Source organism: Streptomyces sp. NPDC053069, assembly GCF_044546895.1.
Classification (GTDB): domain Bacteria; phylum Actinomycetota; class Actinomycetes; order Streptomycetales; family Streptomycetaceae; genus Streptomyces.
Genome location: NZ_JBITZN010000013.1, coordinates 216,899 through 231,647, shown reverse-complemented (window position 1 = coordinate 231,647; position 14,749 = coordinate 216,899). Strand labels below are relative to the sequence as shown.

The window sequence follows — 14,749 nt, the reverse complement described above, 5'->3', positions numbered from 1 at the left end:
GTGGGCCGGCCGAGGGGCCCGGCTCTTGGAAATTCCGGCACGGCCGGGCCGCCCGTCCCACGGCGCCGGGCGCTTACGGTGGAAGGGTGCCGAACACCACCGCCTGGCAGTCCCCCAGGACGCCCGAAGTACTGCGCCCGTGGCTCGCCGCTGTGCGGACCGTGTCCTTCGCCGAGCAGCCCGAGGAGGCGTTCGTCCATCTGCCCGACGCGGTGACCAAGGTGGTGCTGCGGGTGACGGCGGACGGACAGCGTGACGTGCTGGCCGTCGGACCGCGGGTGCGGGCCTCCTACCACGAGGGCAAGGCCGGCATTTCTTGTATGGAGTTGCACCTGGCTCCGGGTACGGCCCGGCCCCTGCTGGGTGTTCCGGCGGCCGCGCTGGTCGGCCGGGTGGTGTCGCTGGACGAGCTGCCGGGCGGGGCGGCGCGCCGGCTCGCGCGCGCGATGCGCCGGCTGCATCCTCGGGAGGCGCTGCCAGGGCTCGCCGAGGTGCTGCCCGGGCTGCTGCCGGACGCCGCGGTTGCGGACCGGACGGCGCTGCTGCGGGCGGGCGTGGCGGCGTTGTCGGTACGGCTGGACCGAGTGCCCGCGCAGGTCCGGGACGTCGCCCGGGAACTGGCCGTCAGTGAGCGTCAGTTGCGCAACCTGTTCGCCGACGGCGTCGGAGTCTCCCCCAAGCACTACGCCCGTATCGACCGCGTCCGTACGGTCGTCACCCGGGCCGGGAGCGCCCGCTGGTCCGAGCTCGCCGCCGCTACGGGCTACTTCGACCAGTCGCACATGACGTCCGACTTCCGAGCCCTGATGGGGGTGCCGCCCAGGTCGTACCTCACCGGCCGGCTGCCTGCGGTCACGCCCTGCCGGGTGGGCCCGCGCACCTGAACGCGGATGCGCGGCCGTGGCCGCTACAGCGGTGCCCGAGCCGTGAACGCCTCGACACGGCCGGACTCGTTCATGTCGCCGAGACTGCCGCATACGACGGCGCGGGGCACGGCCGCAGACGTGCCCCGCGCCGGTTTTCAGTGCGCGGACGTGAGTTCCTGGCCCGCCTCCATGGGATGGGTCACGTCCTCGGCGTCCTTGCCCGTGCCGATGTGGTTGAAGACAAGGTTGAGCAGAACGGCGGTGACGCAGCCGGTCGAGATGCCGGAGTCCAGGACGATCCTCGCGGTCTCGGGGAAGGCGTGGTAGAAGCCCGGCGCGGTGATGGGGATGATGCCGACCGCCAGGGAGACGGCGACGATCAGGATGTTGTTGTCCTTCTCCAGTCCGGCCCGGACCAGGGTCTGGATGCCGCTCGCGGCGACCGAGCCGAACAGGACGACACCGGCACCGCCGAGGACCGGCCGGGGTACGACCGCGATGAGCGAGGCGGCCATCGGGCACAGGCCCATCAGGACCAGGAAGCCGCCGCCCACGGCGACGACGTAGCGGCTGCGGATCTTCGTCATCGCGACGAGGCCGATGTTCTGGGCGAAGGCGCTGCACATGAAGCCGTTGAACAGGGGGCTGAGGGCGGAGCCGAGGGTGTCGGCGCGCAGTCCGGCGGCGATGGTCTTCTCGTCGGCGGGGCGTTCGACGACCTCGCCGAGCGCCAGCATGTCGGCCGTGGACTCCGTCATGGAGACGACCATGACCACGCACATCGACAGGATCGCCGCGATCTGGAACCGCGGTGCGCCGAAGTGGAACGGGACCGGGAAGCCGACGACGTCCGCGTGGGCGACGGGGCTGAAGTCCGTGACGCCGAAGGGTATCGCGATGAGCGTGCCGGTGATCAGGCCGAGCAGGACCGCGATCTGCTTGACGAAACCGCGGGTGAAGCGGCGCAGGACGAGGACGATGGCCAGGGTGATGCCGGCGATGGTGAGGTAGGTCGTCGAACCGTAGTCGCTCGCCCTGGGGTCGGGGCCCTGGGCCCAGCCGAATGCGACGGGGAGCAGTGAGACACCGATCAGGGTGATGACCGAGCCGGTGACGACGGGCGGGAAGAAGCGGATCGCCTTGCTGAAGAAGGGGGCGGCGAGGAAGCCGAGGAGACCGGCGACGATGACCGCGCCGAAGATGACCGGCAGCGCATCGGACTTGTCCTTGGCGGAGGCGACGATCGCCGTCATGGGGGCGACGCCGGCGAAGGTGACGCCGTTGACGAACGGCAGCCGGGCGCCGATCTTCCAGAAGCCGAGGGTCTGCAGGAAGGTGGCGAGCCCGGCGGTGAACAGACAGGCTCCGGTGAGGAAGGTGAGGTCGGTGGCGGAGAGGCCTACGGCCGCGCCGACGATCAGGGGTGGTGCGACGACTCCCGCGTACATGGCGGCCACGTGCTGCAGGCCGCTGGTCGCCATTTTGAGGGCGGGGAGTTTCTCGTCAACAGGATGGGCGGCCACGGCGGCTCCTCCGAGCGGCTGACACGTCGTTGTCGACGCGGGTTTCATGGAGGTGGTGCGTGTGGTCGTGCGGGACCAGGACGGGGTGGAGCTTGAGCGGGCCGAGCGCGGTGACCGTTCCGGGGCGCGTGCTTCCACACGCGCCCCGGAGACGGCTGCCGTGGACCCCGCTCGGGTCCACGGACCCCGGCCGGGAGCCGTCCCTCCCGGCCGGAGCGTTCCGGCGGGCCGCCCGCAGGGGCGACCGCCGCGTCTTCCGGCACGCTGCCCGTGCGGGGCAGCCTGCCAAGTCCTCCGGCGAGCCGGCCGCACAGGGCGACCGCCTGCTCCTCCGACGACCGGCCCGCACACCGGCCGACCGCCTGACCTGTCGACGGCCCGCCCGTACGGGGCGACCACCAGGTCTTCCGACCGACCGCCCACACGGGACGACCGTCCGGTCCTTCGGCGGACCGCCCGTACGGGGCGACCGCCAGGCCCTACGGCCGACCGCCAGGGCTCCCGGCCGCCCGCCCGCACGGGACGGCCGTCCAGACCTTCGGCGGACCGTCCGCACAGGACGACCGTCCAGACCCTCCGGCCGACCGCCCCTACGGGGCGACCGCCAGGTTTGTCGGCGGGGCGGCCGTAGGGGAGGCCGGCCGTCGGAGTGCGTGTGGATCAGGGCTGGGCGGCGATCCGGGCGAGGCGCTGGGCCTCCTGGCGGGTGCTGAGGGCGATGGCGTCCTCGTCGACCGCGACCAGGCGGCCGTTGTCGACGATCTGGCGGCCGTTGACGAAGGATGCCGTGACCGGGGCCGCCGCGCCGAAGACCAGCGCGGTCACCGGGTCCGCGATGGACGCGTGGGCCAGGGTGTCCATCTTCCACAGCACCACGTCCGCCAGCTTGCCCGGCTCCAGCGAGCCGATCTGCTCGGCCCGGCCGAGAACCTGGGCACCGCCGTAGGTGCCGAGCCGCAGCGCCTGGCGGGCGTTGAGCGCGGCCTCGCGGTGGGCGCCGAGGCGGTTGATCAGCAGGGCGTTGCGCAGCTCGGTGTGGAGTTCGCCGGACTCGTTGGAGGCGGTGCCGTCGACGCCGAGCCCGACCGGGACGCCGGACTTCAGCATGTCGGGGACGCGGGCGATACCGGCGGCGAGACGGGCGTTGGAGGACGGGCAGTGGGCGACGCCGGTCCTCGTGCGGGCGAACGCGGCGATGTCGGAGTCGGTCATGTGGACGCAGTGCGCCATCCACACGTCCTCACCGAGCCAGCCCGTGGATTCGAAGTAGTCGGTCGGGCCCATGCCGAACAGCTCGTGGCAGAACTTCTCCTCCTCCACGGTCTCCGAGCCGTGGGTGTGCAGCCGTACGCCGAGCCGGCGGGCCAACTGAGCGCCCTCGCGCATGAGTTCGGTGGAGACGGAGAACGGGGAGCAGGGGGCGACGGCCACCTGGGTCATGGCGTCGAAGGAGGCGTCGTGGTGCTGCTTGACGGTCGCCTCGGTCGCCGCGAGCGCGCCCTCCAGCGTCTCGACGGCGAAGTCCGGCGGCAGTCCGCCGTCCTTCTCACTGCGGTCCATCGAGCCGCGGGCCAGCGTGAAGCGGACGCCCATCTCGGCGGCGGCCCGGATGATCGAGCCGGACAGGTCGCCGGAGCCGTGCGGGAAGACGTAGTGGTGGTCCATGGCGGTGGTGACACCGCCGCGGGCCATCATCGCGAGGGACCCCTGCGCGGCCGCGTAGGTCATCTGCTCGTCGATGCGCGCCCAGGTGGGGTAGAGCGCGACGAGCCAGTTGAACAGGTTGTGGTCGGTGGCCAGACCCCGGGTGATCCACTGGTAGAAGTGGTGGTGGGTGTTGACCAGGCCGGGCGTGGCCAGATGACCGCTCGCGTCGATCCGGCGCACCACGTTCTCCAGGCCTTCGGGGGCCTGGCCCGCGCCGACCGACTCGATGCGGTTGCCGGCGACGACGAGGTACCCGGAGGCGTACTCGGTGTCGTCTGCGTCCACGGTCGCGATCGCGCAGTTCTCGATGACGATGCGCTGGGCTGCCGATGGTGCCATCGTGCTTCCTTGTCTTTCAGTGGCGGGCCCGTGAACAGGGGGAGGGGGAGCGTCCACGGGGAGGGCACGGCAGGACCCTAGGAGGATTTGAGTGCCGGAGCCGGGTGGCGGGTCCGGGTGCCGAGGTGATGGAAGAACAGGTTGAGCAGGACCGCGACGAGCGCCACGGCCACCAGGACGATGGTGGGACAGGGGGCTTCGGCGGGCCCCTGCGCAGGCTGTGCCATGGTGTTCCCTCCGGTGTGGCGTGCCCCCGGCCCGGGCGGGCGGGACCGGGGACACGCGTCCCGCGTCAGAGGTTGGTCATGTCGACCGGGATCTTCGGCTCACAGCCGTCCCGGAGGATGGTCGCCTCGATCAGGCCGTAGGGCCGGTCGGCGGCGTAGTAGACCTCGTTGTCGTTCTTGAGCCCGAAGGGCTCCAGGTCGACCAGGAAGTGGTGCTTGTTCGGCAGCGAGAAGCGGACCTCGTCGATCTCGCTGCGGTTGTTGATGATGCGCGCGCCCATCTGGTACAGCGTCTGCTGCAGGGAGAGGGAGTAGGTCTCGGCGAAGGCCTGGAGCATGTGCTTCTTGACCTGCTCGTAGGACTTCTCCCAGTTGGGCATCTTCTGCTCGTCGTCGGTCCAGTTGAACCGCCAGCGGCCGGAGACCTGGGTGGCCAGGATGCGGTCGTAGGCCTCCTGCAGGGTCGTGTACTTGTCCTTGACGTAACCCCAGAACTCGGAGTTCGTCGAGTTCATCACGACCAGGTCCTTCAGGCCGGAGACGACCTCCCACTTCTCGCCGTCGTAGGTGACCTGGGTGACGCGGATCTCCTGGCCCTTGCGGACGAAGGAGTGCTTGACCTCGTCGGCGCCGATGAACTTGGAGTTGGCGTCGGAGGTCTCGATCCGCTCCCAGGCGTACTCCTCGATCCGGATCCGGGCGCGGTGGATCGGCTCCTGCGAGGTGACGAAGTGGCGGGCGAGGTGGATGCCGAACTGCTCGGCGGACTCGATGCCGTACTCCTTGGCGAACGCGTACACCGTGTTCTTGGTGGTGTCGGTCGGCAGGCAGTTGGCGTTGGAGCCGGAGTAGTGGACCTCCTCCATGTCGCCGCTCAGCGCGACGGAGACGTTGAGGTCCTTGATGTGGTGGGTGGCGCCGTCCCGCGTGATCTTTACGACTCGGTTCTCGGCCTTGCCGTACTGGTTCTGTCCCAGGATGGTCGGCATTAGCTAGCTCCCTCGGTAAACGGAGTAGCCGAACGGGTTGAGCAGCAGCGGTACGTGGTAGTGCTCCCCCGGTACGACGGCGAACGTGATCGCCACCTCCGGGAAGAACACGGCCGGTCCGCTGTCCCGATTCGCGGGGGCGTCCTGCTGCGCATCGGCTTGCTTCTTCTCGAAATACGGCTCCACCGCGAAGTCGAGCCGTACGTGTGTGGTCCCCTCCGGCAGGGCCGGCAGGTCCTTGCACCGGCCGTCGGCGTCGGTCGCGGAGCCGCCGAGCGCCTGCCAGTCGCCTTTGCGCCCGGAGCGGGCGGCGAGCTGGACGGCGACGCCCTCGGCGGGGCGGCCGATCGAGGTGTCCAGGATGTGGGTGGACACGGAGGCGGTGGTGCTGGTGCTCATGGTGTCAGGCGTCCTCTTCGACGAGTCGGGCCAGTCGGATGCGGTTGATCCTGCCCAGCTCGGTGCGGACGATCTCCCGCTCCTGCTCCGGCGCATTCCCGATCCGCTCCTTGACCGCGTCCCGCATCTGCTCGCCGGTCCGGCCGGTGGCGCAGATGAGGAACACATGGCCGAACTTCTCCTGGTAGGCCAGGTTCAGTTCGAGCATCTCGGCCTTGAGCTCCTCCGAGGCGCCGGCCATGCCGCGCTGCTCGCGGGCGGAGGTCGGGTCGCCGGGCTTGGGCCGCCCGATCGGCGGGTGCCCGGCCATCGCCTCTTCGAGGTCCGCGGTGCTGAGCTCGGCCATGGCGGCGTCACTGGCGGCGTAGAGCTCCTCAGCGGTGGCGTAGGGGCGGGCGGCGAGCAGTCGCCGGGCCCACTCGGTGGAGGCGCACGCCTCGTGGAGGGCGGCGAGGGCCGCGCGCTCCTCCAGAGCGTTGAACCGGGCCAGGCCCGGGGGCGTGGAAGTCGAAGTCACGGGAGCCTCCGTGGCCGGATTCGGCCTTCGTGCTGAACGGGCTGCGAACAGCTAACGCCCTCCGAAACACGACGTCAACACTTTGTTGAAAATTCGGGGTAACGGCGCGGATTCCGTAGCGCCCGCCTGCCCCGGCGCCGTCAGCGCCCGCTCAGGCGCCCTTCTCCCGGTTGAGGTAGTTGTAGACGGTGAAGCGGCTCACCCCGAGCGCGCCGGCCACGGTCTCCACGCCGTGCCGCACGGCGAAGGCGCCACGGGCCTCGAGTATCCGTACGATCTCCTGCTTGGACTTGCGGTCCAGGTCGGCCAGCGGCATGCCGCGCCTGCGCTCCATGGCGGCCAGGATGTGGTCGAGGGAGTCGGCCAGCTGGGGCAGGCGTACGGCGACGACGTCGACGCCCTGCCAGGCGAGGACGACGTCCTCGGGGCCGGCCTCGTCCGGCGGGAGCATCTCCCCGCCCATGGCGTCGACCAGCGGTTTCACGGCCGTGATGAAGGGCTCGTCCCCGGTGCCGGTCATTCGCCCGCTCCGATCACGTTGACCTGCAGCGAGATCCGGGTGGCACCGGCCTGCAGGGTCTTGCGCAGCAGCGCGTCCACGGCGGTCAGCACCGCGTCGGCGCCGCCCTCGGCCGTGTTGCCGAACGGACCGACGTCCACCGCGTCCAGCTCCGCCGCCTCGATCACCTCGCGGGCCGCCAGCGCGTGCGCGGGCGCCTCGTCCAGGTCGAAGGGCTCGGTCGTGAACTCCACTCTCAGTCGCACTGTGCCCCCATGGCATCTGCTCCGGCCCGCGCGTTCCGCCAGGTCCGCGGCGACGGGGACCGGACCGCCCCGGCCGCCTGGGGAGACCTTAACGGAGATGTGTGCCGACCCGGCCTTGCCAGAGGGTCCGGTTTCCCGCCGTCTTCCTGCGATCTTCCCGCGACGGACGCACCGCCCGCCCGCGTAGAGCAGCAGAGCAGCAGAGAACGCGAGCGGCAGCAGACGCAGACCACAGGGAGGGGACCGCGAGGTGCGCACATGGGGCAGAGGTGTGTTCAGAGGTGCCGGCAGAACGGCGATCGCGGCGGCGACGATGGCCGCGCTGACCGCGTCGCAGGCGCCGGGGGCGGTGTCGGCCGAGGCCGCGGAGCCCGCGCGGAAGGCGGCACCCGTCGAGCACGGCCGCAGCGTGTCCGGTGACACCCCCTACCGCACGGATCTTCCTCCGCTGCGGACCCGCGAGAAGGCCTCGGCGCAGGAGGTGACGGGCGGCGTCCTCCCCGCGACCGTCTATGCCGCGTACCGGCGTGCCGAAGCCGAGCTGGCGCGCACCGCGCCGGGCTGCGGGCTGCGCTGGCAGCTGCTGGCCGCGATCGGCCAGGTGGAGTCCGGGCAGGCCCGGGGCGGCCGGGTGACCCCGGACGGTACGACCGTGACGCCCGTCCTCGGCCCCCGGCTGACCGGCGGCGCCTTCGCCGTCGTGACGGACACCGACGGCGGCGCGTACGACGGGGACCCGGTGTACGACCGGGCGGTCGGCCCGATGCAGTTCATCCCGTCGACCTGGGGCCGCTGGGGCGCGGACGGCAACGGCGACGGACACGCGGACCCGGACAACGTCTACGACGCGGCACTCGCCGCCGGCCGCTACCTGTGTGCGGACGGCCGGGATCTGTCGGACCCCGCCGACCTGGACCGGGCGATCCTCGGCTACAACCACTCGGAGGCCTATCTGCGCACGGTCAGGGCCTGGTACGCGTACTACCTGACCGGACACCGCGTGGTTCCGGACGCGGCCGCCGAGTCCCGGGACCGGCCCAGGCCGTCCCGCCCGAAGACGCCGAAGACCTCGGAGACACCGAAGGCCTCGCCGAAGCCGTCGGACGGCCGGAAGCCGGGCCCCGGGCCTTCGCGCACGCCGTCCACACCGCCCGCCGCACCCTCCCCCGCCCCGTCCCGTACGGCCGGCGCCCCCAAGGAGTCCCGGACCCCGCCGGTCCCCGCTCCGGAACCGACCCTCACCCTGCCCGGCGGCGGTGTGCTGCCCGGCACGGGGCCGCTGACCACCGGCAACAGCTGGAACACGATGGGCGTCTCCCCCTCCACAACCGCGGATACCCGGCGGTAATGTCGCCACCCGCCGGATGTACAGGACCGGTGGGTGAGCGCGAAGGGGCCCTCATGGCGACGGACATGCCCGCGGAGACGGAAGCCGCCGACGAGCGCTGGCAGCGCATGTGGAGCCACCGCGAGCAGTTGCTCAAGGTGGCCCGGCGCCGCTCGATGAGCCGGGAGGACGCCGAGGACGCCGTGCACGAGGCGATGCTGCGGGCCGCCGAGCGCCCGGACCTCGACGACGAGCGGCTCGGCGCCTGGCTGACGACGGTGACGATGCGGCTGTGCGTCGACCGGTACCGGCAGGTCAATCGCGAGGCCGAGGTCGGCAGCCGCCCCACGCTCGTCGCGCCGGGCCCGGTGCCCGTCGAGGAGGCGGTGTGCGACCGGGCCGAGGCGAAGTGGCTCGCCGTGCGCAGCGGGGAGCTGCCCGCCCGGCAGGCGGAGGCGCTGCGGCTGAAGTCCGAGGACCTGGACGTGAGCCAGGTCGCCGTGCGGATGGGGCTCAGCTACCGGACCGTCGAGTCGCTGCTCGCCCGGGCCCGGCGCACGCTGCGCGCCTCGCTGGCCGCGACGCTCGGCCTCGTGCTGTTCCTCGTCGGGCGCGGGCGGCCGCGCGGGGGCGGGAAGGTGCAGGCCGTGGCGGTCACCTCGACGGCGGCGACGCTGGCGGCGGCGGGCTTCGTGCTGCCGTACGCGCTGGACGGGGGCGGTGGCGCGGCGGCTCCGGCGCCGCAGCCGGCGGTGTCCAGCGGGGCGCGGGCCACCGGCAGCACCGGCAGCACCGGGCAGCCGCGCGCTCCCCGGACACCCGGGCCGTCGGCGGCCCCGGCTCGGGCGGGGACCCGACCGCCCTCCGGCACGGCCGTCCTGCCGCTCTCCGTGCCGCCTCTGCCGAAGGTCTCCTCCCCTTCACTTCCCCAGCTGCCGACGCAGTCCGCGGTGCCGTCGGTGCCGCCGCTCCCTTCGGCGCCGCACCTCGGGTCCGTTTCCCTCCCCGTTCCCACGCCGAGCGTGCCGTCCCCGAGCGTGCCTTCCGTGAAGCTGCCGTAGCAGGTCGAGCCGCCGTAGCACGCCGTACACACATCCGAAGAAAACTTCGCGGTCGCCGCGACGGACGCCCCGCCCCTCCCCGTAGAGCAGATGTCGGAGCTGCTCCACGGGCGAAGGGTGGAACCGGATGGGTGTCGAGATCTGTGTGGAAGGGCTGACCAAGTCCTTCGGTCACCAGGTCATCTGGCAGGACGTCTCGCTGACGCTGCCCGCCGGGGAGGTCTCGGTACTGCTCGGCCCCTCGGGGACGGGCAAGTCGGTGTTCCTCAAGACGCTCGTGGGGCTGCTGAAGCCGGAGCGCGGCTCGGTGAAGGTCGCGGGCCGGGACATCACCCGCTTGCGTGAGCGCGACCTGTACGAGGTCCGGAAGCTGTTCGGGGTGCTGTTCCAGGACGGCGCGCTGTTCGGCTCGATGAACCTGTACGACAACATCGCCTTCCCGCTGCGCGAGCACACCCGCAGGTCCGAGAGCGAGATCAAGCGGATCGTCCTGGAGAAGATGGACATGGTCGGGCTGATCGGCGCCGAGCAGAAGCTGCCCGGCGAGATATCCGGCGGGATGCGCAAGCGGGCCGGGCTCGCCCGCGCCCTGGTGCTCGACCCGGAGATCATCCTGTTCGACGAGCCGGACTCGGGCCTGGACCCGGTCCGCGTGGCCTACCTCAACCAGCTCATCGTCGACCTCAACGCACAGATCGACGCGACGTTCCTGATCGTCACCCATGACATCGCCTCGGCCCGCCAGGTCCCGGACAACATCGGGCTGCTCTTCCGGCGCGAGCTGGTGATGTTCGGGCCCCGCGAGCAGCTGCTGACCAGTGACGAGCCGGTCGTACGGCAGTTCCTGAACGGCCGGATGCAGGGGCCGATCGGGATGGCGGAGGAGAAGGACGCGGCCCAGGTCGAGCAGGAGCTGGCCCAGATCGGCGAGGGTCCGCCGGCACAGGAGCTGACTCCCCGTCTGCTGCCGAGCCCGGGCATCACCCGCCCACCCCGCTGGGAGGCGATCGCCCGACGGGAGGCCGAGCTGCACGGTACGGGGGTGACGGGCCTGTGAGCCTTTCCCCGACGGGCGCGCTCCGGCACTCGGGCAATCTGTTCGCGATGGCGCTGGACGTCGTCCGGACGCTGCCCCGACGCCCTTTTCAGGCACGGGAGTTCATCCAGCAGGCGTGGTTCGTCGCGAGCGTCACGATCCTGCCGACGGCGCTGGTCTCGATCCCCTTCGGGGCGGTCATCGCGCTGCAGATCGGCAGCCTCACCCGGCAGCTGGGCGCGCAGTCGTTCTCCGGTGCCGCGTCCGTGCTGGCCGTGCTGCGCGAGGCCTCACCGATCGTCACCGCGCTGCTGATCGCGGGCGCGGGCGGCACGGCGATCTGCGCGGACCTCGGGGCGCGCAAGATCCGCGACGAGATCGACGCGATGCAGGTGCTCGGCATCGACCCGATCCACCGGCTCGTCGTACCGCGTGTGCTCGCGTCGATGGTCGTGGCCGTCCTCCTCAACGGCCTCGTCTCGGTCGTCGGCGTCGCGGGCGGCTATTTCTTCAACGTCGTCCTTCAGCACGGCACACCCGGCGCCTACCTGGCGTCCTTCACCACCCTCGCCCAGCTGTCCGACCTGTGGGCGGCCGAGATCAAGGCGCTGGTGTTCGGGGCGATCGCGGCGATCGTCGCCTCGTACAAGGGACTGACCGCGAAGGGCGGTCCGAAGGGTGTCGGCGATGCCGTCAACCAGTCCGTGGTGATCACCTTCATGTTGCTGTTCGTGACCAACTTCGTGATGACCGCGGTGTACTTCCAGGTCGTCCCGCAGAGGGGGTAACCGATGAGACTTCTCGACCGCCCCTTGCGCTCCCTCGAAGAGCTGGGCACCCAACTCTCCTTCTACGGCCGTTCGCTGGCGTGGACGGGCCGCACCCTGCGCCGCTACAAGAAGGAGATCCTGCGGCTGCTCGCCGAGGTCAGCTTCGGGCGCGGTGCGCTCGCCGTCGTCGGCGGCACGGTCGGTGTGATCGCCTTCCTGTCCTTCTTCACCGGCACGGAGGTCGGCCTCCAGGGCTACGCGGCCCTCAACCAGCTCGGCACCTCCAACTTCGTGGCGTTCCTGTCGGCGTACTTCAACACCCGGGAGATCGCCCCGCTGGTGGCCGGGCTCGCCCTGTCCGCGACGGTCGGCGCCGGGTTCACCGCGCAGCTCGGCGCGATGCGGATCAGCGAGGAGACCGACGCGCTGGAGGTGATGGGCGTCCCGTCGCTGCCGTTCCTGGTGACGACCCGGATGATCGCCGGCTTCGTCGCGGTGATCCCGCTGTACGTGATCGGGCTGCTGTCCTCGTATCTCGCCGCCCGCACCATCACGACCGGCTACTACGGGCAGTCGACCGGCACGTACGACCACTACTTCCACCAGTACCTGCCGCCGGTGGACGTGCTCTGGTCCTTCGGCAAGGTGATCGTCTTCGCGGTGCTGATCATCCTGGTGCACTGCTACTACGGCTACCACGCGAGCGGCGGCCCGGCGGGCGTCGGCGTCGCGGTGGGCCGGGCGGTACGGACGTCGATCGTCGCCGTCAACGTCCTGGACTTCTTCCTGAGCCTCGCGATCTGGGGCGCCAACACGACCGTACGGATCGCGGGGTGAACCGGTGAGAACACTGAGACTCAGGCTGTACGGCATCGCGTTCCTCGCCGTGCTCGCGCTGCTGCTGTCCCTCGCGGTGGCCGTCTACCAGCAGGCGTTCACCACCGTCGTACCGATCACCCTGCAGGCCGGCACCCTCGGCAACCAGCTCGATCCGCGCGCCGACGTCAAGCTGCGCGGGGTGCTGGTCGGCGAGGTGCGCGAGGTGCACGCCGACGGCACGAAGGCCACGCTCGACATCGCGCTCAAGCCCCAGTACGTCACGGACATCCCCTCCGACGTGCGGGCCCGGCTGCTGCCGAAGACGCTGTTCGGCGAGAAGTACGTCGACCTCGTGGCGCCGACGCGGTCCTCGGCCCGGCCCATCCGCGCCGGGGACGTCATCACCCAGGACCGTACGAAGACCGGCATCGAGGTGCAGCAGCTGATGAACGATCTGCTGCCGCTGCTGCGGACCGTCCGGCCGGGTGAACTGAACGCCACGCTCTCGGCGTTCGCCACCGCGCTGGAGGGCCGCGGCGACCGGATCGGCGGCAACCTCACCCGGGTCGAGGGCTATCTGCGCCGCCTCAACCCGCACCTGCCCTCGCTCAAGGAGGACATCTCGCGGTTCGCGGACGTCGCCGAGGTGTACGGCGACGCGGCACCCGACCTGATGCGGATCCTGCGCAACACGGTCACCACCAGCCGCACGATCGTTCAGAAGCAGGACCAACTGGCTGCAGGGCTCCGCTCGACCGCCGCGGTGGCGGGCACGGCGAACGGCTTCCTCGCCGAGAACGGCGACCGGCTGATCACCCTGGGCCGCGTCTCCCGCCCCACGCTGGAGCTGTTCGCCCGTTACTCCCCCGAGTACCCCTGCCTGTTCCAGGGCCTGGCCCGGCAGGAGAAGGCGTCCGAGGACGCGTTCCGGGGCGGGGAGATGCGGATCACCCTTGAGGTCGTCCGGCCGCAGGGGGCGTACCGGCCCGGTGAGGAGCCGGTGTACGGCGAGCGGTCGGGCCCCGACTGCCGTGGCCTGCCGCATCCGCAGGTGCCCGGCCCGAAACCCCATCTCGACGACGGTACGTCCGCCCGGAGTCCGGGCGGCGCACTCCCCGGAGGTGTCGACGTGTCCGCCACCGCGGCCGAGCAGCGGGCCGTCGGCTCGCTCGTGGCCCCCGTCCTGGGCGTCCCCGCGGACAAGGTGCCGCCCGTCGCGACCCTGCTGTTCGGGCCGCTCGCGCGCGGAACGGCGGTGAGTGTCGCATGAGCAGGGCAGGAGCCCGGCAGACGGCCGGCCCGCTGATCAAGTTCAGCCTCTTCGCGCTGGTCACGATCACGGCGACGGCGCTGCTCGCCGCCACCATCGTCAACATCTCCTTCACCCCCAAGGACACCTACCACGCGGTGTTCAGCGACGTGACCGGCCTGGAGAGCGGCGACGACATCCGGGTGGCCGGAGTGCGGGTCGGACAGGTCGAGGACATCCGGATCAAGGACCGGACCCTGGCCGAGGTCACCTTCACCGTCACCTCCGGCCGGCCGCTGACCGCGGTCACCCGTGCGGTCGTCCGCTACCGCAATCTGGTCGGGCAGCGGTACATCGCGCTGACCGAGGGCGCCGGCGACGGCACCAGGCGGCTGCGGCCCGGCGGCACCATCCCGCTGTCCCGGACCCAGCCCGCGCTGGACCTCAACGCCCTGCTGAACGGCTTCAAGCCGCTGTTCGCCGCGCTCAGCCCGAGCGACGTCAACCAGCTGGCCACCGAGATCATCAGGACCCTGCAGGGCGAGGGCGGCACGGTGAACAGCCTGCTCACGCACACGGCCTCGCTCACCACCACCCTCGCCGACCGCGACCAGCTGATCGGCTCGGTGATCGACAACCTCAACACCGTGCTGGAGACGCTCGACAAGCGCGGCTCCCGCTTCTCCGATCTGCTCACGCAGCTGCGCCGGGTGGTCTCGGGGCTGTCCGCCGACCGCAAGCCCATCGGGGAGTCCCTGGCGAGCATCGGTGACCTCGCGGACGTCACCTCGGGGCTGCTGAAGGACGCGCGCCCGCCGCTGAAGGACGACATCGCCGGGCTCGGTGACGTCACCGGAACGCTGAACAAGAACGAGACCACCGTGGAGGGCGTCCTGAAGCGGCTGCCGAACAAGCTCGACAAGCTGACCGGGACGGCGTCCTACGGCTCCTGGTTCAACTTCTACCTCTGCGACTTCGACGGCCGGATCGTGCTGCCGAAGACGAAGCAGGTCCTCACACCGGAGCTGCACGTGGCACGGGCGAGGTGTGGCGGATGAGTCTGCGTGTCGTACGAAAGCGTCGTCCGGAGCCCCTGGTGAAGGTGCGCGTCCTGCCGCCGAAGCTGCCGAGCCTGCCGACGCTCCCCCGGCCGCC

General features: G+C 71.2%; 16 protein-coding genes. 8 read left to right on the top strand and 8 right to left on the bottom strand.

The window, feature by feature from the left end:
- The first annotated feature begins 86 nt into the window (after positions 1 to 86).
- Positions 87 to 884 (top strand): helix-turn-helix domain-containing protein, encoded by a 798-nt coding sequence (locus ACIGXP_RS28445; protein ID WP_399772974.1) that lies wholly within the window; start codon positions 87 to 89, stop codon positions 882 to 884.
- A gap of 137 nt (positions 885 to 1,021) precedes the next feature.
- Here ACIGXP_RS28445 and ACIGXP_RS28440 read toward each other — a convergent pair whose 3' ends face one another.
- The 8 genes from ACIGXP_RS28440 to ACIGXP_RS28405 form a co-directional block, all read right to left on the bottom strand.
- Complete coding sequence (locus tag ACIGXP_RS28440; protein ID WP_399772972.1) at positions 1,022 to 2,389, bottom strand: nucleobase:cation symporter-2 family protein; 1,368 nt, start codon at positions 2,387 to 2,389, stop codon at positions 1,022 to 1,024.
- Positions 2,390 to 3,049: 660 nt separating this feature from the next.
- The gene (locus ACIGXP_RS28435) at positions 3,050 to 4,435 is read right to left on the bottom strand and encodes an 8-oxoguanine deaminase (RefSeq protein WP_399772969.1); all 1,386 of its coding nucleotides are present in this window, start codon (positions 4,433 to 4,435) and stop codon (positions 3,050 to 3,052) included.
- A gap of 77 nt (positions 4,436 to 4,512) precedes the next feature.
- Complete coding sequence (locus ACIGXP_RS28430) at positions 4,513 to 4,662, bottom strand: hypothetical protein (protein WP_399773086.1); 150 nt, start codon at positions 4,660 to 4,662, stop codon at positions 4,513 to 4,515.
- A gap of 65 nt (positions 4,663 to 4,727) precedes the next feature.
- On the bottom strand, positions 4,728 to 5,651 hold the full coding sequence (gene pucL / locus ACIGXP_RS28425; RefSeq protein ID WP_363220195.1) for a factor-independent urate hydroxylase: 924 nt from the start codon (positions 5,649 to 5,651) through the stop codon (positions 4,728 to 4,730).
- Between the two features lie 3 nt (positions 5,652 to 5,654).
- The gene (gene uraH, locus ACIGXP_RS28420) at positions 5,655 to 6,050 is read right to left on the bottom strand and encodes a hydroxyisourate hydrolase (protein ID WP_363220196.1); all 396 of its coding nucleotides are present in this window, start codon (positions 6,048 to 6,050) and stop codon (positions 5,655 to 5,657) included.
- 4 nt (positions 6,051 to 6,054) lie between these two features.
- Positions 6,055 to 6,567, bottom strand: a complete 513-nt coding sequence (gene uraD / locus ACIGXP_RS28415) for a 2-oxo-4-hydroxy-4-carboxy-5-ureidoimidazoline decarboxylase (protein WP_363220197.1) — start codon at positions 6,565 to 6,567, stop codon at positions 6,055 to 6,057.
- 151 nt (positions 6,568 to 6,718) lie between these two features.
- Positions 6,719 to 7,087: a helix-turn-helix domain-containing protein gene (locus ACIGXP_RS28410; RefSeq protein WP_363220198.1), complete on the bottom strand. Its 369-nt coding sequence runs from the start codon at positions 7,085 to 7,087 to the stop codon at positions 6,719 to 6,721.
- Complete coding sequence (locus tag ACIGXP_RS28405; RefSeq protein WP_363220199.1) at positions 7,084 to 7,332, bottom strand: hypothetical protein; 249 nt, start codon at positions 7,330 to 7,332, stop codon at positions 7,084 to 7,086. The genes ACIGXP_RS28410 and ACIGXP_RS28405 overlap by 4 nt, the downstream gene beginning before the upstream one ends.
- Before the next feature lie 271 nt (positions 7,333 to 7,603).
- Here ACIGXP_RS28405 and ACIGXP_RS28400 point away from each other — a divergent pair, with 271 nt between their 5' ends.
- The 7 genes from ACIGXP_RS28400 to ACIGXP_RS28370 all read left to right on the top strand — a co-directional run bounded on the left by ACIGXP_RS28400 (position 7,604) and on the right by ACIGXP_RS28370 (position 14,652).
- The gene (locus ACIGXP_RS28400; protein ID WP_399772964.1) at positions 7,604 to 8,680 is read left to right on the top strand and encodes a lytic transglycosylase domain-containing protein; all 1,077 of its coding nucleotides are present in this window, start codon (positions 7,604 to 7,606) and stop codon (positions 8,678 to 8,680) included.
- A 53-nt stretch (positions 8,681 to 8,733) separates the two neighbouring features.
- On the top strand, positions 8,734 to 9,720 hold the full coding sequence (locus ACIGXP_RS28395) for a sigma-70 family RNA polymerase sigma factor (protein WP_399772961.1): 987 nt from the start codon (positions 8,734 to 8,736) through the stop codon (positions 9,718 to 9,720).
- A gap of 127 nt (positions 9,721 to 9,847) precedes the next feature.
- Complete coding sequence (locus tag ACIGXP_RS28390; RefSeq protein ID WP_363219477.1) at positions 9,848 to 10,777, top strand: ABC transporter ATP-binding protein; 930 nt, start codon at positions 9,848 to 9,850, stop codon at positions 10,775 to 10,777.
- Complete coding sequence (locus tag ACIGXP_RS28385) at positions 10,774 to 11,544, top strand: MlaE family ABC transporter permease (RefSeq protein WP_399772958.1); 771 nt, start codon at positions 10,774 to 10,776, stop codon at positions 11,542 to 11,544. The genes ACIGXP_RS28390 and ACIGXP_RS28385 overlap by 4 nt, the downstream gene beginning before the upstream one ends.
- A gap of 3 nt (positions 11,545 to 11,547) precedes the next feature.
- Positions 11,548 to 12,363, top strand: coding sequence for an ABC transporter permease (locus ACIGXP_RS28380; protein WP_363219476.1), 816 nt, complete (start codon positions 11,548 to 11,550; stop codon positions 12,361 to 12,363).
- A gap of 4 nt (positions 12,364 to 12,367) precedes the next feature.
- Positions 12,368 to 13,615, top strand: a complete 1,248-nt coding sequence (locus tag ACIGXP_RS28375; protein WP_399772954.1) for an MCE family protein — start codon at positions 12,368 to 12,370, stop codon at positions 13,613 to 13,615.
- Positions 13,612 to 14,652 carry an MCE family protein gene (locus ACIGXP_RS28370; RefSeq protein ID WP_399772952.1) on the top strand — a complete coding sequence of 347 codons (1,041 nt, stop codon included), beginning with the start codon at positions 13,612 to 13,614 and terminating at the stop codon, positions 14,650 to 14,652. The genes ACIGXP_RS28375 and ACIGXP_RS28370 overlap by 4 nt, the downstream gene beginning before the upstream one ends.
- The last annotated feature ends 97 nt before the right edge of the window (positions 14,653 to 14,749 follow it).